We start from the raw sequence: 23,476 nt of genomic DNA, 5'->3' as shown, positions 1-23,476 counted from the left end.
CGCCGTCATGCGAATCGATCTAAATCCTGTAGACCTTTGAATAATCGCGAATATAAATGTCACGATTCACATTTAGAACACGGTGCACATCCGCACGTTGAGGGAAGAAACACTATGAGACTGAAATCCACCCGGCAGGTTCTTTTCGCAAGTGCCGCGCTTCTTGTGCTTTCAGCACCGGCTTTCGCGCTTGATGGCGGGGACGTTCTGAAAAAGATCAATGCCGCCTACGCCGTGCAGGGCGGGGAAATCACCGCCGGCTCGGTTGCCGTCAACGGCTCTACCGTGACGCTGAACAGCGTGACCTTCAACGCGGCCGCCGATCCGGCGAAGAAAATTCCGGTCGGCAATGTCACGCTCGAAGGTGTCGAGGAAAACAACGGCGGCTACACGATCAAGAACGCCCGTTTCAACAATATCGATTACAGCCAGGAAAAAGTGGAGATCAAGGCAAGCGACATTTACATGTCCGGCCTCGTCATTCCCGCCGATGCGACCACTGGCACCGTCGATGCGCTGATGTTCTATGACGAAGCGCATAGCGGTCCGGTTTCCGTTTCCATCGACGGCAAGCAGGCTTTCTCGCTCGAGGAAAGCACCGCGACGATGTCCGTCAGCGATGACAAAACCTCCATCGGTTTCGAACTCGACGCTTCCGGCTTCAAGGCCGATCTGAGCGAAGTCACCGATCCCGGCACGAAGGACGCCATCGAAAAGCTCAATCTGCAGGCCCTTTCCGGCGACATGACCATGAGCGGAAGCTGGGAAGTGGCTTCCGGCACCGTCGATGTCGAGGAATACGCCATCGATCTCGAAAATGTCGGCCGCCTCAACATGTCGTTCGGTTTCTCCGGCTACACGCTCGCCTTCATCAAGTCGATGCAGGAAACGGTGAAGGCGCAGGCCGCAAATCCGAACAAGGAACAGGCGGACCAGGCAGCGAGCCTGGCGATGCTCGGCCTGATGCAGCAGCTTTCCTTCATCAATGCGGATATCAGCTTCGAGGACGCCAGCATCACCAAGCGCGCCATCGATTACGCCGCCAGCCAGCAGGGCATGACGGCCGAGCAGCTTTCGCAGACCATCAAGGGCATGGCGCCGCTGATGATGGCGTCGCTCAACGTGCCGGAGTTGCAGAACATGGTTTCGGCGGCGATCAACGCCTATGTCGATAATCCGAAGAACTTCTCCATCTCGGCCGCACCGGAAAAACCGGTTCCCTTCCCGATGATCATGGGGGCCGCCATGGGCGCGCCGAACACCCTGCCGAAAATGCTCGGCGTGACGGTGACGGCAAACGAATAGCATAATAAAAAGCCCCGGTTCTGCCGGGGCTTTTCATTTGTACTCAATGGAGCGGGGCTGCCGCGCCATCCTGCTTGTCGTGCAGGGCGAACCGGTCGATCATATGGGCGCTCGCCTCGTTGATGCCGATCACCTCCACGCTCTTGCCGGTCTTGCGGAATTTCAAGACCACCTTGTCCAGCGCGCCGACAGCCGAGATATCCCACAGATGCGCCTGGCTGACGTCGATCGTCACTGCCTCCACCTCCTCGGCAAAATCGAAGGCGGCAATGAAGCTCTCGGTCGAGGCGAAGAATATCTGGCCATCGACGCGATAGATCCGTTGACGACCATCGGCCGCAAGCTCCGGGCGGACATGAAAGAGCTTGGAGACCTTGCCCGCGAAAAATACGCCGGACAGAAGCACGCCGGCCAGCACGCCTTTTGCAAGATCGTGGGTCGCAAGCACCGTGCCGACCGTTACCAGCATGACGATGCTGGAGGACGGCGGATTGCGGCGAAGATCGAGGATCGAGCGCCACGAGAAGGTGCCGATCGAAACCATGATCATGACAGCCACCAGAGCGGCCATCGGGATGATGCGGACGAGATCGTCCAGCACCAGAATGAGGAACAGCAGGAAAGCGCCCGCCACAAAGGTGGAAAGCCGACCCCTGCCGCCCGATCTGACATTGATGACGGACTGGCCGATCATGGCGCAGCCGCCCATGCCGCCGATCAGCGCGGAAGCGATGTTGCCTGTCCCCTGCCCGATACATTCCCGGCTCTTGTTGCTGCCGGTGTCGGTCATGTCGTCGACGATCTGTGCCGTCAGCAGCGATTCCAGCAGGCCGACGGCGGCAAGCGCTATGGAATAGGGAAAGATGATCTGCAACGTTTCGAAAGTCAGCGGCACCTGCGGCAGGGCAAAGATCGGCAGCGTCGAGGGCAACTCACCGAGATCGCCGACCGTGCGGATATCCATGCCGGAAAACACCGCAACGCAGGTCAGGACGACGATGGCGACCAGCGGCGACGGGATAATCTTCGTCACCAGCGGGAAGAGATAGATGATCGCAAGGCCGGCCGCGATCATGACATAGGTTGCGACCGGCACGCCGATCAGTTCCGGCAATTGCGCCATGAAGATCAGGATCGCCAGCGCGTTGACGAAACCGGTCATCACCGAGCGCGAGACGAAGCGCATCACCCGGCCAAGTTTCACCAAACCCGCCAGGATTTGCAGCACGCCCATGAGGATCGTGGCCGCAAAGAGATATTGCAGGCCATGCTCCTTGACGAGCGTGACCATCAGGACGGCGGTGGCGGCGGTTGCCGCGGAAATCATGCCCGGACGACCGCCAGTGAAAGCGGAAACGCAGGCAATCGCGAAGGATGCGAACAAGCCCACCTTCGGATCGACACCGGCAATAACGGAAAAGCCGATAGCTTCGGGAATGAGGGCAAGCGCGACGACGATGCCGGAAAGCACATCGCCGCGAATATTGGAAAACCACTCACGTCTGTAAGTCTGAAATCTGTTCATTTGATTTTTTCGCAAAGTGTGACGCACCGGCCGGAGACATGTCCGGTAGATTGAAAAAGAATGTCGGTGCTTTGCGTTGTCTGGCGGATCGGCGGCCAGAAGAGCCACCCGGGATTTCACCGGGTCCGTGGTGAATGACCCACCTATAAACAGCAAAAAAGCGGGCGGCAAGTTGCGCGCCCGCTTTTCGATGTCCGGAAATATATCAGGCCGCTTCGCTCAGGCTCCGCCCCTGCATGTCCATCTCGCTCAGCTGGAACTGGTGGACCAGCGCCTTGAGACGCGCGGTCTCATCGGCCAGCATGGCGCTGGCGGCGTTGTTTTCCTCGACCATGGCCGCGTTCTGCTGCGTGCCCTGATCCAGATGATTAACGGTTGTGTTGATCTCGGAAAGTCCGAGTGACTGCTCTCTCGTGGCGGCGGCGATCGCTTCGATATGGTCGTTGATCGTCTTTACCGAACCGCCGATGCGCGATAGCGCAGCGCCGGTTTCCCGCACGAAACGCGCGCCTTCCTTCACCTCCACGCTGGAGTTGCGGATGAGCACCTTGATCTCGGCGGCAGCTTTCGCGGAGCGCTGCGCCAGTTCACGCACCTCCTGGGCAACGACGGCGAACCCGCGTCCCGCCTCGCCCGCGCGGGCGGCCTCGACACCGGCATTCAGAGCGAGAAGATTGGTCTGGAAAGCGATCTCGTCGATGACGCTGATGATGCTGCCGATCTTGCCGGACGATTGCTCGATCTTTTCCATGGCCATGATCGTGTCGACGACGAGATCGGCCGTGCGGTTTGCATCCTCGTCGGCCGAGTGGGCGACCGCCCGGGCTTCCACCGCACGGTCCGCCGAAATGCGGATATTCGCCGTCAGTTCATCAAGTGCTGCAGCAGTCTCTTCAAGCGAGGCAGCCTGCTGCTCGGTGCGGCGGGCGAGATCGGCGGCACCCTGGCTGATTTCCTGGCTGCCGCCGTCAATCGCCACGCTCGACTGTACGACGCCGGACATGGCGGCATCCAGCTGGCGGATTGTCTGGTTGAGATCGTGGCGCAGGGCCTCGAAATCCGGAGCGAAAGGCTCGTTCAGCTCGAAGGAGAGATCGCCGGCGGCAAGACGGTGCAGCGCCGCTGCAAGTCCGGTGGTCGCCTGCATCAGCCGTGTCCGCGCTTGCGCTTCCGCCTCACGCTGGAACCGCGCGTTTTCATCCTCGGCGCGTTGCCGGGCCGCAGTCGCCTGGTGCTCCAGTTCTGTCTTGGCGATGGCCGCCTGCCGGAAAATCTCCAGCGCCTGCGCCATGGCGCCGAACTCGTCGTTGCGACGAAGGCCGGGAACGGCGAATTCGGTTTCACCTTCGGCCAGACGACGCATCGCGCCGGTAATCGAAGTCGCCGGACGGGTTATCGAGCGGCCGATGAAATAGACCCCGGCAAAAAGGCTCACGACGGCAAGCGCGATAAGCGCGACGACGATCGAAACCGCCGTTTCCGCCTCGGTCTTGTTCTTCAGCGCGCTGGCATTCCGCTCCTGCCGATAGGCTGCGGAAATATCCGCGACGACGGGCAGCAGCGTATTATAAGCGGAGGCGACCGTTTCCCGCGCCTTCTGCTCCTCCAGCACGGCCTGCGCATAAAAGCGGAAGGAGGCGGTGTAAATCTCCAGGGCATCCATGATGCGCTGGCGCTCGGCGCCCGGCCGGTACTCCAGCTTCACCAGCGCCTTGAAGGTCTCCACCTCGGCGGCATGTTTTGCCACATAGGTTTCGTCGCGCCGCAGGATGAAATCCTTTTCATGCCGGCGCATCATCAGCATGCTGGCGCGGATCTCGGCGTTGGCGACGACATCGACAAGTTTTTCGATGGAATGCACGCCGTTTCGCATTGCGCCTTCAAGGCCATCGGCAGGCGTGAGGCCCAGCTCCCTGTTTTTGGCAACGAGCGCCGTCATGCGTTCGGTATAGGTGACAGCGCCCCGCGCCAGCGCATCGAGCCCTGCGCGAGCCTGCGGTGTTGCGCTGCCTTCAAGCGTGCTCAGAGACTGGTGAACCCTCTCCATGGTCTGGTCGAACTGCGCCACGGATTTCATGTCCCTGGAAAGCAGGAAGTCCCTCTGGTACAGGCGGCTTTCATGCAGACCGTCCACCAGCGTCATCAACACGCCGTCCCTCTGGATCAGGGTGTCTTCAGCGACACGATAACGCGCCTCCATTTCCCTCTGCCACAACAGCATGCCCGCGATAACCGCGATGCCGCACAGTGCAGCCAGCGCCAGCATCGATACGCGATGCGCAATTTTGAACGTCGAAACCAGCGAAAACATGCAACCCTCGTTTGCGAAACTGACGGGAGATAAATGAGGGACAAGGCTTAAAAACTCCTCTACCGGATTTGTCAGTTTGATTAAGTTTTTATGACAATCGGGAGGCTTTAGGGACTACGATGAGCCGCATCCGTGGGCGAATCAACAGCGACCCACCTTTGTATTCGTTCAGAAGCAGATGGCTGGAGCCTTAGGTTGGCACCTAACACGGCCGCACCGTTAACACTATCTTTGGCTGCAATTACGAGCAAAAACAATCGGCGTGGTCTTGGACAGCGAGCGGCATTGCCGCGTTTGTTGCAAAAACACAAAGGGCCGGCGTTACCGCCAGCCCTTTGTTCAAAACCCTTATGGGTCGCGATCAGTCCTTCTTGGAAGGAACGACGCGGAGCGAGAGTTCGCGAAGCTGCGTCGGCGTTGCCGGCGACGGCGCGTTCATCAGAAGGTCCTGCGCCTGCTGGTTCATCGGGAACAGGGTGATTTCGCGCAGGTTCTTGGCGCCGACCAGAAGCATGACCACACGGTCGATGCCGAAGGCGCAGCCGCCGTGCGGAGGCGCGCCGTACTGGAAGGCGCGGTAGAGACCGCCGAAGCGCTCTTCCACGTCGCTCTGCGACAGGCCGACCTTTTCAAAGGCCTTGACCATCAGCTCGGGCGACTGGTTACGGATCGAGCCGGAGGCGATTTCGAAGCCGTTGCAGACCGCGTCATACTGGTATGCCTTGATGGAAAGCGGATCGTCACCCTCCAGCGCTTCCATGCCGCCCTGCGGCATGGAGAACGGGTTGTGGGCGAAGTCGACCTTCTTTTCTTCATCGTTATATTCGAAGAACGGGAAGTCGACGATCCAGCACATTTCGAAACGGTCGCGGTCGATCAGGTTCAGTTCGTCGGCGGCGCGGGTGCGCGCCTCGCCGGCGAACTTGTAGAACTTCGCGGGATCACCGGCGACGAAGAAGCAGGCATCGCCCACTTCCAGGCCAAGCTGCGTGCGCAGCGCCTCGGTGCGTTCCTCGCCGATGTTCTTGGCGAGCGGACCGGAGCCACCGACCTTGCCGTCTTCTTCCTTCCAGAAGATGTAACCGAGACCGGGCTGACCCTGGCTCTGCGCCCAGACGTTCATGCGGTCGCAGAATGCGCGCGAACCGCCTGACTTCGCCGGGATCGCCCAGACCTGAACCTTGGGATTGGAAGCGATCATGCTGGCGAAGACCTTGAAGCCCGAACCATCGAAATGTTCGGTCACGGCTTCCATGATGATGGGGTTGCGCAGGTCCGGCTTGTCGGAACCGTATTTGCGGATAGCCTCGTCATAAGGAATGCGCGGCCACTCTTTCGTCACCGGCTTGCCTTCGGCAAACTGTTCGAACACGGCCGTCATCATCGGCTCCATCGTGGTCCAGACATCTTCCTGGGTCACGAAGCTCATTTCGACGTCGAGCTGGTAGAATTCGCCCGGCAGACGGTCTGCACGCGGGTCTTCATCACGGAAGCAGGGTGCGATCTGAAAGTAGCGGTCAAAACCGGCCACCATCAGAAGCTGCTTGTACTGCTGCGGGGCCTGCGGCAACGCGAAGAACTGGCCTTCGTGAATGCGCGAGGGCACGAGGAAGTCGCGCGCACCTTCCGGTGAGGATGCGGTAAGGATCGGCGTCGTATATTCGGCAAAGCCCAGATCGCCCATGCCCTTGCGCATGGAGGAGATGATCTGCGTGCGCCGGACGATGTTCTTGTGCAGGGTTTCGCGGCGCAGGTCGAGGAAGCGATACTTCAGGCGAACGTCTTCAGGATATTCAGGCTCGCCGAACACCGGCAGCGGCAATTCCTTGGCAACGCCCAGAACCTCGATCTCCTGAGCGTAAAGCTCGATCTCGCCGGTGGCCATGCCCTTGTTGACGGTGTCTTCCGAGCGCGCCTTGACGAGACCGTCGATGCGGATCACCCATTCGCCGCGTACCGTCTCGGCAATCTTGAAGGCCGGGCTGTCCGGATCGGCCACAACCTGCGTGATTCCGTAATGGTCGCGAAGGTCGATGAAGAGAACGCCGCCATGATCTCGCACGCGATGAACCCAACCGGAAAGGCGAACGGTTTCGCCGACGTCGGACTTGCGGAGAGCGGCACAGGTGTGGCTGCGGTAACGATGCATTTTTTTATCCTGGAACGTGTCGTGGCCCGATGGGCGGCACTGTCGAAATTTGCCGGAAAAGCGCATGGCCAGCCTGATTTGTCAAGGCAAAGCGCAAGATTGTCGCCTTCCGCCTGTCCTTTCCCCCGCCTTCGCTTTAGATAGGGTTCACCCAGCCCGCCAAACCGAGTCGGCCCGCAATGAGCCAGATCAGACCTCTTATCCCGCTTCTCGTCACCGCCGGCATTCTGATCGGCGGCAACGGCCTGCAGGGAACCTATATTGCGCTGCGCGGCCTGTCGGAAGGATTTTCGGCCAGCACCATCGGCCTCATCAGCGCCGCCTACAGCATCGGTTTCGCGCTGGGCTGCATTTCGGTGACGCGCCTTCTGCGCCGGATCGGCCATATCCGCACCTTCGCCACCATGGCAGCGGTCGCCTCCGCCGCGTCGATCGCCATGCCGCTCATCCTGCATCCGCTGTTCTGGATGCTGATGCGTTTCGTCATCGGCATTGCGGTCGCCTGTCTTTTCGCCGCAATCGAAAGCTGGATCAATGCGCAGGTGACGAATTCCAACCGGGCGCGCACGCTGTCCATCTATCGCTTCGTCGATCTCGGCTCCGTCACACTCGCCCAATATATGATACCCATCGCCGGCATCGATGGACCCGTGGTGTTTTCGCTGATCGCCATGGCGCTCACGCTTTCACTGGTGCCGATCTCGCTTGCCGACAAATCCAACCCTGCCCCGCCGAAACAGATCCCCTTCAATCTTTTCGCCGTCTGGCGCATCTCGCCGCTTGCCGTCGTCGGCTGCGTGGCCGTCGGCCTCAGCATGGCGGCCTTTCGCAATATCGGTCCGATCTATGCCGAACAGATCGGCCTTTCCGTCACCGCCATCGCCACCTTCATGAGCGCGGGCATCATCGGCGGCGTGGTGCTGCAATATCCGCTCGGCGTCTATTCCGACCGCTACGACCGCCGCATCATCATTCTTGCCACGACAGCCGGTTCAGTGATTGTCGGCCTGTTCCTCGCCTTCTTCGCCGGCACGGATGAATGGAGCAACATTATCGGCGTCTTCGTCTTCGGCGCCTTTGCCCTGCCGCTCTATTCGTTGAGCTCCGCCCATGGCAACGACCATGCGAAGGAGGGCGAACATGCGATGGTTTCCGCCGGACTATTGTTCTTCTGGTCGGTGGGCGCAACCGTCGGGCCGCTTCTCGCCTCCGTCCTGATCGACCAGTTCGGCCCGAAAGCGCTGTTCAGCTATACGGCCGCGATCCAGATCGTTTTCATCGCCTACACCATCTACCGGCTGCAGGTGCGCGAGGGCGTTCCGGTGGAGGAGAGGAACTGGCGGTTCCGCTCGCTTTTGCGCACATCCGCCTATTTTCAGAAGCTGGCCGCACCGCCACCGCCCAAAAACGACGGGCCGGAGCCAAAACTCCCTGAGAAAAACGATCCCTGAGCCCGGAAAAGCGGGCTTTGTATTGACATGAGGGCGGCAAAGGGAAAGTAAGACGGATAATTTTCACGAGTGGCCATTTGCAATGATTGAAACGACTGCCGCCCTCGCCGAAGCCTGCACGGAACTGGCGAAATCGGAATTCATCACCATCGACACCGAGTTTCTGCGCGAAACGACCTTCTGGCCCGAACTCTGCCTCGTGCAGATGGCAAGCCCGACGCTCGAAGTGCTGGTCGATCCGCTCGCCAAGGGTCTCGACCTTACGCCGCTTTTCGAGCTGATGGCCAACCCTGATGTCGTCAAGGTTTTCCACGCCGCACGACAGGACATCGAGATCATCTATCATCTCGGCGGGCTTATTCCCCATCCGATCTTCGATACGCAGGTTGCCGCCATGGTGTGCGGTTTCGGCGATTCGATCTCCTACGATCAGCTGGTCCAGAAGATCAAGAACGTGCAGATCGACAAATCCTCACGTTTCACCGACTGGAGCCGCCGTCCGCTGACCGAAAAGCAGCTGGACTACGCGCTGGCCGACGTGACCCATCTGCGCGATATCTATCTGGCGCTGAAGGCGCAGCTGGAGCGCGAAGGCCGCTCGCTGTGGCTGACCGAAGAGATGGACATTCTGGAATCGCGCGACACCTATGACATGCATCCTGACGATGCGTGGCTGAGGCTGAAATCGCGCCTGCGCAAGCCGACGGAACTCGCCATCCTCAAATTCATGGCCGCCTGGCGTGAGCGTGAGGCGCGTTCGCGCAACGTGCCGCGTTCACGCGTCCTGAAGGACGATGCGATCTTCGAGATCGCCCAGCAGCAGCCGAAGGACACCGAGGCGCTGTCGCGGCTTCGCACCATTCCGAAGGGCTGGGAACGCTCCTCGTCCGGCGCCGCCATCATCGAAACCGTGAATGCGGCGCTGGCGCTTCCGAAAGAGGAAATGCCGAAGGCGCCGCGTCACAGCCACGCACCGGAAGGTTCGGGCGCTGCCGTGGAACTTCTGAAAGTTCTCCTGAAGCTGACGGCGGACAAGCACGGCGTTGCCGCCAAGGTCATCGCCAACAGCGAGGATCTGGACAAGATCGCCTCCGAGGGCGAGGAAGCTACCGTGGCGGCCCTGACCGGCTGGCGGCGTGAACTCTTCGGCGATGTGGCCCTGAAACTCATCAATGGCGAAGTGGCCCTGCGTTTCGCAGGCAAGAAGGTCGAGGCCGTGGAGGTTGAGGCGAGCCAGCCGTAATCGCGAGCACCTCGAGCATTTCCGCTTTATTGGAAATGCTTTAACCCCAATTTCGCCCGCATCGCGTTCCATCTCTTTGCCGATGGTCTCGCTTTGAGGGTCGTTCCATGAAACCTGTCCGCGCTCTGCTGTTGGCCGCCCTTGTGGCGGCCGCAGGCATTCTTCCAACGCTTTCGCTCGCTCCCGCCCGCGCCGATGACGGCGGGGTCGACCTTCAGGGCGAATGGACGACCGATTGCCTGAAGATCGGCAAGAACGACCGCCACGGTATCGTCACGCGCATCACCATACGCGGCGGCCGCATGCACGCCGTCTCGCAGGTCTACGCCCGTAGCGGCTGCCAGCAGCCCACGGTGCAGGTGCGTTACGAAGGCACGCTGGATGGCGGCCTGAAAGACCGCGACAGCCTGCTATTCGCCCATACCGTCACCTCGATTGCCATGACGCCGAACGACGCCCAGGTCGTCGAGCACTATAATCGCGACCCGAAAGGCAGCGGTTGCGGGTTGAGCGGCTGGAAGGAGAATATTCCCTTCGATGTCGATGGCCGGACCTGCGCTGCCATTAGCTTCGCCGGCAAGGGCGACACCCTGTTCGATCGGGCATGGATCGACGGCAACCGGCTGCGTTTTGCCGCCTTCCCCGTCACATGGTCGAACCGGTCGCCGGATGAGAGGCCGCAATCCCCGCTTGAAACCGTCTATTACAGAACATCCTATTAGGCGTGGCACGGCGTCGGCGTCCGTTTTGCGGCAACGGCGCAACAGCCTTTCCAATCCTTCATGTGACCTTACTGAATGGTCACTTTTTGCAGCGCATTTTCCACACTAATGTCGCATATGACAACGACAGAAGCTTCGCCCAAAGGGAGGAACTTCCTTCCCGAGATCAAGAGCCGATATGAGAAAATTGCTGCCCATTCTGGACTACGTGGTGCTCTTCGTTGCCGTGGCCGGCAGCGGCGTGGCCTACGCGTTTCTGGAATATGGCGGCGGCGCACTCATCGGCGCTACCTATGCGTTGTTCGCCTGCGCGCCTATTCTCGCCTTTGAGCGCGGTTACGTGCTGCCCGGCCTGTCGCGGCAGGTCAGCGCATTGCCGACCCCGGTCTATATTGCGGTCGGCCTCATCATCTACGCCATCCTCGTCTTTTGCGGCTTCGGGCTCGGCGGCACAATTCTCTGGGCGAGCGGGATATTTCCCGGCACATGGAAGCGGGCAGTGCATGCCGAGGTGCAGACGCTGATCTTCACCCTCATCGTCTGCGGCATCATCGTTTTCATCATGCGCGTGCGCGAGCTTCTCGGCCGCGACATCTTCATAGACCTCATTTTGGGGCGCTACCGCCGCCCCGTCAGCGAAGACCGCGTCTTCATCTTCATCGACCTCGTCGGCTCCACCTCCTTTGCCGAAACCCACGGCGACCTGAAGGCCCAGGAATATCTGGGCGAGATTTTCGCAAGCTATGCCGCGCCGGTCAGAAAACACGGCGGCGTTATCGACGACTATATCGGCGATGCCGCCATCATCACCTGGCCCTATCACATGGCGATCAGGCGGGCGGCCTGCGTGCGCTGCGTTTTCGATATTCAGGCGACCATCGAGGATAAGCGCGACATGTGGCTTGCCCGCTTCGGCGAAGTGCCGCGCCTGCGCTTCGCCATTCATGGCGGACCGGTCATCACCGCCGAAATCGGCGTCGATCACCACAAGATCACCTATTTCGGCGATACCGTGAACACGACCTCACGGCTCGAATCACTGAGCAAGATGCTCGGACATCCGGTGCTCATTTCCGCCGACCTCGCCCATCAGCTGGTGCTTCCCAAGGGTGTGCGCAGCGAATATCTCGGCGAACACGCGGTCAAGGGTCGTGGCCAGACGCTGGGCGTTTGTACCCTCAGCCAATATCAGGCCCCTGCCGCCTAAGGGCGATTTGCTCGCACCCGTCCGCAAAATTCATCAAAGCTTCAAACGGCAATCACCTGCCTGTCATACGGCACCCCTATCGCCTCAATCCTGTCTTCAACAGGTATTGAGGGGTCTCCACCATGAAGCACGTTCTTTTCGCACCTTTAGCCATTCTCGCGCTGGCCACCGCATCCTATGCGGCGGAACAGGAGTTTCCGGCAAAGCTGGTCTCCCACGCCATTCTGCCCGCCAACACCATCGTCGCAGCACCTGCGGACGCGCCGGAGTACCTCAAGACCTCCGCCAAGTTCACCACGGCCGACCGCAAGCGCGCTGAGGGTCTCGGCACTGTGCCCGGCAAGGATGGCGTGCGCCTAACCGGCCTTTCCATGCCGTTCAACGGTCAGGCGATGCAGGGCTTCTCCGGCATCAAGACGATGACGGACGGCAGCTTCTGGAGCCTTTCCGACAATGGTTTCGGCTCGAAGCTCAACTCCAGCGACGCCATGCTGATGCTTCACCACCTCAAATTCGACTGGGATGTCGGCAAGGTCAACGCGCTGGAAACCGTGTTCCTTTCCGATCCTGACAAAAAAGCACCCTTCCCGATCGTCATGGAAGGTTCGACCAAGCGTTACCTGACAGGCGCCGATTTCGACGTCGAATCCATTCAGCCCGTTGCCGACGGTTTCTGGGTGGGCGAGGAATTCGGACCTTACATCCTGAAATTCACCCGTGACGGCAAGCTGACCGACGTCATCGCCACCAAGGCCGGCGATATCGAGGTGAAGTCTCCGGATCATCCGACCCTGGCGCTGCCCGGCAACCCGACGCAGAAGATGCCCGCTTTCAACCTGAAACGATCAGGTGGTTATGAGGGCATGGCGCTCTCCAAGGACGGCTCGAAGCTCTATGGCCTTCTGGAAGGCCCGCTTTACACGGCCGAAGGTCAGGTCGAAAAGACCGAAGACGGCTCCACCGCACTCCGGATCATCGAACTCGACACCGCCAAGAAGGCGTGGACCGGCCGCACCTGGCTCTATCCGCTGGCGCAAGGCGGCGAGGCCATCGGCGACTTCAACATGCTGGATGAGAGCACGGCGCTGGTCATCGAGCGTGACAATGGCGCCGGTACCGCCGACAAGGCCTGCGCCGACCCGAAGAAGCCGGAAGCAAACTGCTTTGCCGTGCCCTCCAAGGTCAAGCGCATTTACAAGATCGAATTCAACGACGCCAATGCCGGCAAGGCGGCGCGCAAGATCGGCTATATCGATCTGCTGAAGATCTCCGATCCTGATAACAAGAAGCGTCAGGGCGGCGGCAACGGTTATTACGACATGCCCTTCGTCACCATCGAGAATGTCGACCGCGTCGACGCCACGCACATCATCGTCGGCAACGACAACAACCTGCCCTTCTCCGCCGGCCGTGCGCTGGACAAGGCTGACGACAACGAGTTCGTCGTGCTGGAAGTCAAGGAACTGCTCGACGCGAAGTAAGAAAAACGGGGCCGGAATTCGTTCCGGCACCATCAGCGCGTTGGCGCGAACTCAACAGGCGGAGCGTCCATGCAGCCTTCAAAAGGATGTGCGGCGCTCCGTTCCGTTCCTCAGCCGACCATGCCTGACCCTGAACCCGGTTCCGACACAGGGAAGACCTTCATGCAGGACCATGCCGAACGACTTTATTACGCCCTGAGGAAAAGCTGGTCGATCGAGACCAGCAGCCTGTGGTCGAGAGAAAACCCCGCAAGGGGGCAAAGCGGTGTCACAGCACTTGTGGTGCAGGACATTCTCGGTGGCGACCTCGCCAAAACCGCCGTCAGCGGCGGCGATCATTTCTACAATATCGTCGACGGCACGCGTTGGGACTTCACCTTCGCCCAGTTCGATATTCCAGTCGGTTACCAGGACAAGCCCGCTACCCGTGCGGAAGCGATGGCAAGGGCAACGCCGTTGCAATATGCCTATCTCAGCGCGTGTATTCGAAAGGCGTTGGGGCATGGTTGAACGGCCGATGCCATTACGAATAGGGAAGTTAAGATAGTTGTATTATGTTTCGAGTTGAGGAGGCTCGCCTAGCAGCAGACAGCGCGCACCTCACCTTTTTCTAAAGCAAAAAAACCATCCTGCGGAACCGTAAGTTCAAGCATTTCTTCTTTAGAAATACCTAAATAAACTCCCCGCAAAATTCTTCCGAAAAGCCCATGGGAGACGGCAATCGTTGGCTTATGAATGTTCGTTAACCATGCTCTTGCCCGATCGCATGCTTGATCAAAACTCTCTCCATCTGGCGATTTAAAGTACCAGTCGTAGGCAGTCGATCCGCAAAGCATTCCGGGAAATTCATTTTCAATCTCGAACTTCGTCAGGCCATCCCAAGAACCCGCCGAAACCTCCATAAGCCGTTCATCGTCACTTTTGTTTATCGGCAAGATGGATTGTAGAAGAGCAGCGGTCTCCTGTGTTCTACCAAGCGGACTAACACGTAATTCGAACGACTGTCCGCTTTCGGAAATCTCGCGACGCAGCGAAGTCGCTACGGTATTCGCTTGCCGGACGCCCTGAGGGGTTAGCGGTGAATCTTTGATGCCCTGATAGCGACCAAGCGTGTTCCAGAGGGTTTCACCGTGACGCACCAAATATATCATGACTATATTCTGCCATTTCTTCGTGCTTCAACCCATTTTCTCGATGACGAATTCCAAAGCCATAGTTGACTGAATTATCAACTACCGCCTTGTCGGTCTACTCGAACACAAACGCCAGCCGCTTGCCTGTCAGCTTTGCCAGTTGCTGCAGGCGTCCGTCCAGACGTTCGCCGGCGAAATCGCAATAGGCGTGGGGCACCACGAACTCCAGATCCACATCCGGATTGGTGGATTTGCGGAATTTCAGGTGATCGACGACGCCCGGCATCGAGGCCGAGAAGAGGTAAACCACGCGCAGCAGGCCACCGAGCAACTTTCCGAGTTCAAGCAGGCGGTTTCCCGCCATGACGGCAAGCGGCTCAGTGGTGCCGTTGTCGTTCAGCCCTTCGAAGCGGTAATAATTGGCAAGCGCGATATAGGCGCGGCCCGGATGGGTGATCGCCACGAAGGAGGAGTGGGCGATGATGTTGAGCGCCTGCAAGCCGCGATAGTCCGGATGCGCGCGCCAGCTGATATCGGCCAGAAGACAGGCGGCCTGCCGGTAACGGCTTTCCTCTTCCGTCTCTTCGATGCCGAAGACCGGAAAGGTGCGGCCGCTCCAGTCCGCGAGTTCGCGCGCATGTTCGGGCGAGCGGGCGCGCAGAATGGCAAGCTCGTCGGCCGTGACCAGCAGCGGATCCAGATCCCGCTCGGCTTCCGTCAGCAGCGAATAAAGATATCCTTCACGCACGCCCTGTGCCGAAAAGGCGATCTTCGATGGCTTCATCGCCTTCAGAACTTCGCGCATGGCGATCGCGCCAAAGGGTAGAAGCGCACGCCGGTTTTTGGAGACCGCCTGCCAGGCCGGATCCTTGCTATCCCGGGAGACCACGACCTCCTCCAGAAAATTCAGCATTTCCGCCAGCGGCAATTCATATCCCTGCATCATGTGCAGCGGATAACCGGTAATCTCCATATGCAGCTTGGCGATGTTTCGCCATGTGCCGCCCACGGCATAAAAGGTGCGCCCCTCGCCCGCCGCCAGGAGTTTTGCGAAAGATTTGACGTGCTTGCGGGCAATGGTCGCCGCCTTCTCGAGCGAGCCGTCCGATTGCTCCGACAGGCGAAGGCCGCCAAGCGGCAGGGTAATGCCCTCGCCGCAGCTCTTGCCATTGATATCGATGAGTTCGAGCGAACCGCCGCCCAGGTCGCCGGCGATGCCATCAGGATCGTGGAAACCGCTGATCACGCCATAGGCGGAATAAAGCGCTTCCTTTTCTCCGGAAAGCACCTCGACCTCACAACCGAGAATGGCTTCGGCTTCACGGATGAAATCCGGACCGTTTTCCGCTTCTCGCGCAGCCGCTGTCGCCAGCACGTAGAGTTTTTGCGCCTGCGCCTGCTCGGAAAGCGCATGGAAGCGCCGCAGCGCCATCAGCGCCCGGTTCACGCCTTCCTCATGCATCCGGCCCGTGAGGGCCAGCCCCTTGCCGAGACCGCAGAGGACCTTCTCGTTGAACAGCACGGCGGGCGCGCGGGAAAGACCTTCATATACGACGAGACGAACGGAGTTCGAACCAATATCTATGACGGAAACGGGGGCAAGGCCGGTCAGCCGCCCCTGTGCTTCTGATCGAGTCATTCAGCCTGTTTCTTGCGGGACGAAATCAACCCGGCAATCAATTTGGGCGCACTGGATTTCAGGGCTTCACCACGTCCGGAAAGGCTGGGGTTGGTCATGAAATAGTGCTGCGCGTTGAACGGTTCTTCGCCTTTACGCACCTCAATGCGCCTCGACGTTCCGTCCGCAAGTATCTCGTAGCTCTGCTGGTTGTCAATGAGATTGCCCAGCATAATCTGTGAAAGAACCTGCTCGTGCACGGTGGGGTTGGTGAGCGGCACCAGCGTTTCCACACGGCGATCAAGGTTACGCGGCATCATGTCGGCCGAGCCGATATAGACCAGCGCCTTGTCGGATGGCAGGCCGAAACCGTTGCCGAAGCAGAAGATCCGGCTGTGTTCGAGGAACCGGCCGACGATCGATTTGACGCGGATATTGTCCGACAGTCCCGCCACCTGCGGGCGCAGGCAGCAAATGCCGCGCACGACGAGATCGATCTCAACGCCCGCCGCGCTGGCGCGGTAGAGCGTATCGATGATCTCGGGATCGACCAGCGAGTTCATCTTCATCCAGATCGCCGCCGGCGCACCGCGCTTGGCGTGTTCGATCTCTTCATTGATGTGCTTCACGATGCGTGCGCGCAGCGTATAGGGCGAAATGGCGAGTTTCATGCCCTCTTCCGGTTCGCCGTAACCCGTGATGAAGTTGAAGATATTCGCCATGTCATGGGCGATCTTCGGGTTGCAGGTGAAGAAGGAAAGGTCGGTGTAGATCTTGGCCGTGATTGGGTGATAGTTGCCCGTGCCGAGGTGGCAATAGGTTCTGAGCTTGCCGTCCTCGCGGCGCACCACCATCGACATCTTGGCATGGGTCTTGAGTTCGATGAAGCCGAACACCACCTGCACGCCGGCCCGCTCCAGGTCGCGCGCCCAGCGGATATTGGCTTCCTCGTCGAAGCGCGCCTTCAGTTCCACCAGCGCGGTGACGGATTTGCCGGCTTCGGCCGCGTCGATCAGCGCGCGAACGATCGGGCTATCGTTGGATGTGCGGTAGAGCGTCTGCTTGATGGCGAGCACTTCGGGGTCGCGCGCAGCCTGCAACAGGAACTGCACAACCACGTCGAAGCTTTCGTAAGGGTGGTGAACCACCATGTCCTTTTCGCGGATGGCGGCGAGGCAATCGCCGGCATGTTCGCGCACCCGCTCGGGGAAACGGGCGTTGTAAGGCTCGAATTTCAGATCGTCGCGCGGCGCCCGCACGATTTCCGAAATGGTGTTGAGCGCGAGAAGGCCGGGCAGAACGGCAACGCGATTATCCGGCACGCCAAGCTCATGCACCACGAACTGGCGCAGCGACTGCGGCATTTCGCTGTCGGTCTCAATGCGGATGACGGAACCTCGGCGGCGGCGCTTCAGCGCGCTTTCGAAGAAACGGACCAGATCTTCCGCTTCTTCCTCCACCTCGATATCGCTGTCGCGGATGATGCGGAACGTGCCGAAGCCCCGAACCGTATAACCCGGATAAAGCCGGTGAATGAACAGGCCGACCACATCTTCGAGCGTGATGTAGCGGATGGCGTTCTTGTCGTCAGGCAGACGAACGAAGCGGTCGAGCGCAGTTGGAAGACGCAACAGCGCCGTCATCGGCTCGCGGCCGTTGACACTGTCGAGTTGCAGGCCCATCGAGAAACCGAGGTTCGGAATGAAGGGGAACGGGTGCGCCGGGTCGATGGATAGCGGCGTCAGCACCGGGAAAATACGCTCTTCGAATTCGGTGCCCAGCCATGTCCGGTCCGCATCGGAAAGTGCTGCGGGCCGCACGACGAAGATTTCTTCCTTGGCGAGATATTGCTGCAGAACGGCAAGCGAGGCCTGCTGCTCCATCTGGAGATTGTCGATTTCCTTCAGAATGTCTTCCAGCTGCTCGGCCGGCGTCTTGCCGTCGGGCGTCCGGACCGTGATCTTCTGGCGCACCTGGCCTTCGAGGCCGGCGACGCGGACCATGAAGAATTCATCGAGGTTGGCGGCGGAGATGGACAGAAAACGCAGCCGCTCCAGCAGCGGATGATCCGTATTCAGCGTTTCTTCGAGAACACGGCGATTGAACTGGAGCCAGGAGAATTCGCGGTTGATGAAGCGCGCGGGGCTGTCCCAGAGGCTCTCGCCCTCGGTCACCGGCTGAACCTTGTTGAAGTCGTCCTGCACAATAGCGTCCATGTCCTGTACCATCCCCTGACCTTCCGTCCCGTGATCCTGCTGCATCCCGCGATCGTCCCTCTTGCCCGTATAACAGTTTGACGACGGAACTGTGACAGTCAATCGACCTCCAGCCCGCTATCCGTTGCTCCATCGGCCGCCGTATCGCCCATCGTGTTGAGGACTTCCGCCGCCAGCGGACGGGTTATCCTTGTTCCACGCGCCAGTGCCAGCCTGTCGATCCGGTCCACGATCGTCTGTGCCGTATCGAGCGAACGCTCCATTCTGTTGACGATGTAGCCTATGAGTTTGTCATCCATATAAAGCTGCCGGTCGGCGAAGAGTTTCACCAGCACCTGCGCCAGAAGCCCCTCATCGGGTTCGCCCGTCTCCACCACCGTCACGGCTTTCAGGCGCGAGCGCAGATCCGGCAGCGTCACCGGCCATGCGGCCGGAGATTGCCGGCTGGTCATCAAAAGCGTGGTGCCATGCTGGCGCACGCTATTGATGACATGGAAGAGTTCGGTGTCGTCGAAACCGCGACGGTCGGCATCCTCGAAAAGCACCGGTCCGGTTTCGGCCGCGCGCGCGGCGTCCGCACCGGTTTGCGGATGGATATCGCTGGCACCGCTGATATTCTTCCAGATATTGGCGAGGTGCGATTTTCCCGAACCCGGCGGCCCGGCCAGCACCACCACTGGTGATGGCCAGTTCGGCCATTCATCCACGAGGCTGACGGCGGCCTTGAGCGAGGCGGACACGAGAAGGTCGTCCCTTCCGGAAGCGGACTGGTGCGAGAATACGAGCGTCAGCTGCTCGGCCTTCGACCGGGCATTGTCGTTTTTGATTTGGTCAGTCATTGTCAGCCCTGACCATCCACCTTGTCGGAGGAGGTTTCCCTTTCTTCCAAGGCAAGGTTGGCTTCCCAGGGAAGGTTGGCGGCGTGCCCATGGTAAAGATCGCTTTCAAGATACCGCGACAATGCGAAGCGGACAAGCACGCCAACGGCCGCCGCCGCCGGCACGGCGACCAGAAGGCCGACGAAACCGAAAAGAGCGCCGAAAGCGAACAATGCGAACATCAGCCACACCGGATGCAGGCCAACGCTTTTGCCGACGAGCTTCGGTTGCAGGATGTTGCCTTCGATGAACTGGCCGGAAAAGAACACGGCCAGCGTCAGAAACACATAGATATAGTCCGGCCAGAACTGCACGATGGCGACGCCGACGGCAAGGATGAGGCCGACCATCGAACCAATATAGGGAATGAAGCTGATGAGGCCGGAGAAAAGGCCGATAAGCAGGCCGAAATTAAGGCCGACCAGCGACAGGCCGACGGCGTAATACACGCCCAGAATAAGGCAGAGCGACCCCTGCCCGCGCACGAAACCGGCAATCGTCCTGTCCATATCACGGGCGATCTGGCGGACGGTATGCACGTAATCGCGCGGTATCCAGCTGTCGACCTTGTCGATCATGCGGTCCCAGTCGAGCAGCAGGTAGAAGGCGACGACGGGCGTGACGACCAAAAGCGACATGACATCGATCAGCGATTTGCCGGAATTCCATATCTGCGCCAGCAATGTGCCGATGAAACCGGCGCCTTCGGTCAAGAGCTTGGAAAAATTCTCCTTCACGGCATCGATCTGGTTGCTCACCCAGTCCGGCAAAAGATTGGTGTCCGCGCCGGCGATCAGCTGCTGCAACGACGAGATATATTGCGGGACGCGCGTGATGAATTCCGAGGCCTGGGCGGCGATCAGCGGAATGATGATGATGAGCGACAGCGCGAAGATCAACACGAAGGAGACGAGGATGACGACGGTCGCCATCAACCGGTTAAGGCCGCGCCGCTCCAGCCAGTCGGCCACCGGATCCAGAAAATAGGCAAGCGCCATGCCCGCCACAAAAGGCAGGAGAATGGAGCTGAAGACCATCAGAAAAAGGACAAAGACGACAAGCACGCCGATCCAGAAAAACACCTGCCGGCGCAGGTTCATACCGCTTACATGGGGTTGCATCCGTTTATCCTTTTATCGCCGTGCCGTCATCGCCCATCATGGAAATAGGATGCGCGTATGCACATGGTCAAGACCGGCGGCCGGCAGTGATCGACAGCACAGGTATCGGGTCGGCGCAACGACGACGGGTTTTCAAGTCTACGCTGCGCATATCGCCGTCGAGAGGCCATAGGCACACAAAACGTCAAACCGTCGCAAAGCCGTTAAAAACCGGAGCTTTTGCCACTCAAACCCTTGCATAAGGCCCCGTCCCGTGCGAATGGCGACGCCAAAGGAACCAGCGGAGACGAGAGCCATGAGCCAGTCGGGCAAGAACGGTCTTACCTATAGTGATGCGGGTGTGGATATCGACGCCGGCAACCTGATGGTCGAAAAGATCAAACCGGCGGTGCGCTCGACGCGGCGTCCCGGCGCGGACGGTGAAATCGGCGGCTTCGGCGGCCTGTTCGATCTGAAAGCGGCCGGCTTCATCGATCCGGTTCTGGTGGCCGCCAATGACGGCGTCGGCACCAAGCTGAAGATCGCCATCGACGCGAATTTCCATGACACCGTCGGCATCGATCTCGTCGCCATGTGTGTCAACGATCTCGTCGTGCAGGGTGCCGAACCGCTGTTCTTCCTCGATTATTTCGCAACCGGCAGGCTGGACCCCGACCAGGGTGCCGCCATCGTTTCCGGCATTGCCGCCGGTTGCCGCGAATCCGGCTGCGCGCTGATCGGCGGCGAGACCGCCGAAATGCCCGGCATGTATTCCGATGGTGACTACGATCTCGCGGGCTTTGCCGTGGGTGCTGCCGAACGTGGCCAGCTTCTGCCGGCCGGCGATATTTCCGAAGGCGACGTCATTCTCGGACTTTCTTCCTCCGGCGTTCATTCCAACGGCTTCTCGCTGGTGCGCAAGATCGTGTCAGTCTCCGGTCTCGACTGGGACGCCCCTGCCCCCTTCGCCGATGGCAAGAAGCTCGGCGAAGCGCTGCTGACGCCGACCCGCATCTATGTGAAGCCGCTTTTGAAGGCGATCCGCGAGACCGGCGCGCTGAAGGCGCTGGCGCATATTACCGGCGGCGGCTTCCCGGAAAACATTCCGCGCGTTCTGCCCAAGCATCTCGCCGCCGAGATCGATCTCGACGCGATCAAGGTTCCGGCCGTCTTCTCGTGGCTTGCAAAAACGGGCGGCGTCGAAGCCAAAGAAATGCTGCGCACCTTCAATTGCGGCGTCGGCATGATCGTGGTCGTTTCGGCTGAAAATGCCGAGAAGGTCACCGACGCCCTGACGGCGGAAGGCGAGACCGTTTTCCCGCTCGGCCGCATGGTCGCCCGCGAAGAGGGCGCGCACGGCACGATCTACAAGGGCGCTCTCGGCCTATGATGAGCGCCGCCCTCCCGTCTGGCCGCAAACGCGTCGTCGTTTTCATTTCCGGCGGCGGCTCCAACATGGTGTCGCTGGCCAAGGCCTGTCAGGCGGCGGATTTTCCCGCTGAAATCGCCTGCGTGATCTCGGACAAGGCGTCAGCGGGCGGACTGGAAAAGGCGCGGGACTTCGGTATTCCCACACTGGCCTTCGAGCGCAAGACCTATGCCAGCAAGGCCGAGCATGAGGGCGCGATACTCGCGGCACTTGGCGAGATTGCGCCTGATATCATCTGCCTTGCTGGTTACATGCGGTTGATATCAGGGGATTTCATCGCCCCCTATGAAGGCCGCATCATCAATATCCACCCTTCCCTGCTACCGCTTTTCCCTGGCCTGCACACCCACCAGCGCGCCATCGACAGCGGCATGAAGATTTCCGGCTGCACCGTGCATTTCGTCACCGAAGGCATGGACGAAGGCCCGACGATCGCTCAAGGCGCGGTGCCGGTTCTTTCCGACGACACGGCCGAGACGCTGGCGGCACGGATACTCACCGTCGAACACCAGCTCTATCCGCTGGCCCTCAAGCAGCTTGCGGAAGGCAAGGTGCGGATGGAAGGTGGCAAGACCGTCTCCAATGGCGCAGCAAGTAAATATGAGTATTGCAGCTTGATTTCCGCCTGCTGATAAAGAATACACTAAAGTAAAAAAATACTTAAAGTGGTATTTTCCGGAAAATAAACCGATCATTTACCATAATCGTCTCTAATGCCCACAACGGCCCAGCGTTTCAGGCCCTCCGGTCATTCAGGAGTGATTATGCTATTTTCGAGATATTGCCTGCCACTGGCGACCCTTTTGCTGATGAGCAGCAGCCTGCCGCTCGCCGCCGAACAAGGTGGCATCACCGCGTCGCTGGATGCTGGTGTTCTCAATCTCAGAGCGACCGAAACTGTCCATATCGGCAATCGCAAAATAAGCGAACTCGAATGGGAAACGAAGAACGCCATGGCGCTACGCGGCTCGCTCGGGCTTGAGCTTGCGCCCGGCTGGCGGGTGAAGGCAGAAGGCCGTGTCGGCTTCGAAGGCGATGGCTACATGACAGATTACGACTGGCAGTGGCCGTTCTATAAAGACGGCTCCAAGAACGGCTGGAGCGATCGCTCCCAGCATGACGATACCAGGCTCGACCATTATTTTTCGGGAAGTCTCGAACTCAATCGCATGCTGCTGGACGACCCGCAGCAATATCTCAGCGCCGGCGTCGGCTTCCGCTACACGGATGTGCAATGGTCTGCCTATGGCGGCAATGCCGTCTACAGCATTTTCTCCCCCCGTGATTTCGCAGGTAAATTCAAGGATGATCTCAATGGGATCACCTACCGTCAGCAAATCCCGGTTTTCTACGGCAATCTAACCGGCGGCCAGAGGTTCGGCAACTGGTCGCTCAATGCCGGCCTTGAAGGCGGCGCGATGGTCTATGGCAAGGCGACGGACGACCACTGGCTGCGCGAAATGCGCTTCACCGATAAATTCGACGTTGCCGGCATGTTCGGTGTAAAGGCGGGCGTTGCCTATGACCTGACAGAGAACGCCTCGATCTATCTCGACGGCTCCTACGAATATACCGGCCTCGGGCGTGGAGACACCCACTATAGCGGCGCAGGCGCCGGGAACCTTTCATCGGAAAAAAATGCCGGTGGTGGCGACTTGCAGGCGATTTTCATCGGGGCTGGTGTCAAAGGCCGGTTCTGAACCAACCG

18 protein-coding genes and 1 other annotated feature are annotated in these 23,476 nt (G+C 59.7%); of the genes, 10 read left to right on the top strand and 8 right to left on the bottom strand.

The window, feature by feature from the left end; all coding sequences use genetic code 11:
* The first annotated feature begins 114 nt into the window (after positions 1-114).
* Complete coding sequence (locus QSK43_RS10285; protein ID WP_332303401.1) at positions 115-1,305, top strand: hypothetical protein; 1,191 nt, start codon at positions 115-117, stop codon at positions 1,303-1,305.
* Positions 1,306-1,348: 43 nt separating this feature from the next.
* Here QSK43_RS10285 and QSK43_RS10280 read toward each other — a convergent pair whose 3' ends face one another.
* The 3 genes from QSK43_RS10280 to aspS all read right to left on the bottom strand — a co-directional run bounded on the left by QSK43_RS10280 (position 1,349) and on the right by aspS (position 7,290).
* Positions 1,349-2,830, bottom strand: coding sequence for a SulP family inorganic anion transporter (locus QSK43_RS10280; protein WP_332303400.1), 1,482 nt, complete (start codon positions 2,828-2,830; stop codon positions 1,349-1,351).
* Between the two features lie 74 nt (positions 2,831-2,904).
* Positions 2,905-2,960 (bottom strand) — a sequence feature (sul1 is cis-regulatory element that is thought to sense ions involved in sulfur or methionine metabolism; They are found in Alphaproteobacteria).
* A 75-nt stretch (positions 2,961-3,035) separates the two neighbouring features.
* Positions 3,036-5,141, bottom strand: a complete 2,106-nt coding sequence (locus tag QSK43_RS10275; protein ID WP_332303399.1) for a methyl-accepting chemotaxis protein — start codon at positions 5,139-5,141, stop codon at positions 3,036-3,038.
* Positions 5,142-5,502: 361 nt separating this feature from the next.
* Entirely contained in the window at positions 5,503-7,290 is a 1,788-nt protein-coding gene (aspS, locus tag QSK43_RS10270; RefSeq protein WP_332303398.1) for an aspartate--tRNA ligase, read from the bottom strand.
* A 179-nt stretch (positions 7,291-7,469) separates the two neighbouring features.
* On the opposite strand from aspS, the gene QSK43_RS10265 reads away from it, so the two are divergent.
* The 6 genes from QSK43_RS10265 to QSK43_RS10240 all read left to right on the top strand — a co-directional run bounded on the left by QSK43_RS10265 (position 7,470) and on the right by QSK43_RS10240 (position 13,904).
* Complete coding sequence (locus QSK43_RS10265; protein ID WP_332303397.1) at positions 7,470-8,741, top strand: MFS transporter; 1,272 nt, start codon at positions 7,470-7,472, stop codon at positions 8,739-8,741.
* A gap of 82 nt (positions 8,742-8,823) precedes the next feature.
* A complete protein-coding gene (gene rnd / locus QSK43_RS10260; protein WP_332303396.1) occupies positions 8,824-9,984 on the top strand; it encodes a ribonuclease D in 1,161 nt (386 codons plus the stop codon).
* Between the two features lie 107 nt (positions 9,985-10,091).
* Positions 10,092-10,706, top strand: coding sequence for a hypothetical protein (locus QSK43_RS10255; protein ID WP_332303395.1), 615 nt, complete (start codon positions 10,092-10,094; stop codon positions 10,704-10,706).
* 178 nt (positions 10,707-10,884) lie between these two features.
* Positions 10,885-11,913, top strand: a complete 1,029-nt coding sequence (locus QSK43_RS10250; RefSeq protein WP_045016811.1) for an adenylate/guanylate cyclase domain-containing protein — start codon at positions 10,885-10,887, stop codon at positions 11,911-11,913.
* Positions 11,914-12,035: 122 nt separating this feature from the next.
* Positions 12,036-13,394: an esterase-like activity of phytase family protein gene (locus QSK43_RS10245; RefSeq protein WP_332303394.1), complete on the top strand. Its 1,359-nt coding sequence runs from the start codon at positions 12,036-12,038 to the stop codon at positions 13,392-13,394.
* Between the two features lie 162 nt (positions 13,395-13,556).
* On the top strand, positions 13,557-13,904 hold the full coding sequence (locus QSK43_RS10240) for a YunG family protein (RefSeq protein ID WP_332303393.1): 348 nt from the start codon (positions 13,557-13,559) through the stop codon (positions 13,902-13,904).
* Between the two features lie 68 nt (positions 13,905-13,972).
* Here QSK43_RS10240 and QSK43_RS10235 read toward each other — a convergent pair whose 3' ends face one another.
* The 5 genes from QSK43_RS10235 to QSK43_RS10215 form a co-directional block, all read right to left on the bottom strand.
* Entirely contained in the window at positions 13,973-14,545 is a 573-nt protein-coding gene (locus QSK43_RS10235; RefSeq protein ID WP_332303392.1) for a histidine phosphatase family protein, read from the bottom strand.
* A 97-nt stretch (positions 14,546-14,642) separates the two neighbouring features.
* On the bottom strand, positions 14,643-16,166 hold the full coding sequence (gene ppx / locus QSK43_RS10230) for an exopolyphosphatase (protein WP_045016819.1): 1,524 nt from the start codon (positions 16,164-16,166) through the stop codon (positions 14,643-14,645).
* A complete protein-coding gene (locus QSK43_RS10225) occupies positions 16,163-18,361 on the bottom strand; it encodes an RNA degradosome polyphosphate kinase (RefSeq protein ID WP_084686375.1) in 2,199 nt (732 codons plus the stop codon). The genes ppx and QSK43_RS10225 overlap by 4 nt, the downstream gene beginning before the upstream one ends.
* 98 nt (positions 18,362-18,459) lie before the next feature.
* The gene (gene hdaA, locus QSK43_RS10220; RefSeq protein WP_332303391.1) at positions 18,460-19,200 is read right to left on the bottom strand and encodes a DnaA regulatory inactivator HdaA; all 741 of its coding nucleotides are present in this window, start codon (positions 19,198-19,200) and stop codon (positions 18,460-18,462) included.
* A 2-nt stretch (positions 19,201-19,202) separates the two neighbouring features.
* Positions 19,203-20,360 (bottom strand): AI-2E family transporter, encoded by a 1,158-nt coding sequence (locus QSK43_RS10215; protein WP_332303390.1) that lies wholly within the window; start codon positions 20,358-20,360, stop codon positions 19,203-19,205.
* A gap of 295 nt (positions 20,361-20,655) precedes the next feature.
* Here QSK43_RS10215 and purM point away from each other — a divergent pair, with 295 nt between their 5' ends.
* The 3 genes from purM (at position 20,656) to QSK43_RS10200 (ending at position 23,468) form a co-directional block, all read left to right on the top strand.
* Entirely contained in the window at positions 20,656-21,729 is a 1,074-nt protein-coding gene (purM, locus tag QSK43_RS10210) for a phosphoribosylformylglycinamidine cyclo-ligase (protein ID WP_332303389.1), read from the top strand.
* A complete protein-coding gene (gene purN / locus QSK43_RS10205) occupies positions 21,726-22,400 on the top strand; it encodes a phosphoribosylglycinamide formyltransferase (RefSeq protein WP_332303388.1) in 675 nt (224 codons plus the stop codon). Before purM ends, purN begins: the two co-directional genes overlap by 4 nt.
* 132 nt (positions 22,401-22,532) lie before the next feature.
* Positions 22,533-23,468: an omptin family outer membrane protease gene (locus tag QSK43_RS10200; RefSeq protein WP_332303387.1), complete on the top strand. Its 936-nt coding sequence runs from the start codon at positions 22,533-22,535 to the stop codon at positions 23,466-23,468.
* The last annotated feature ends 8 nt before the right edge of the window (positions 23,469-23,476 follow it).

It is taken from the genome of Rhizobium sp. GR12, from assembly GCF_036596185.1.
Classification (GTDB): domain Bacteria; phylum Pseudomonadota; class Alphaproteobacteria; order Rhizobiales; family Rhizobiaceae; genus Agrobacterium; species Agrobacterium nepotum.
Note: the sequence above shows the minus strand (reverse complement) of the source record. Positions and strands in the feature narration are given on the sequence as shown.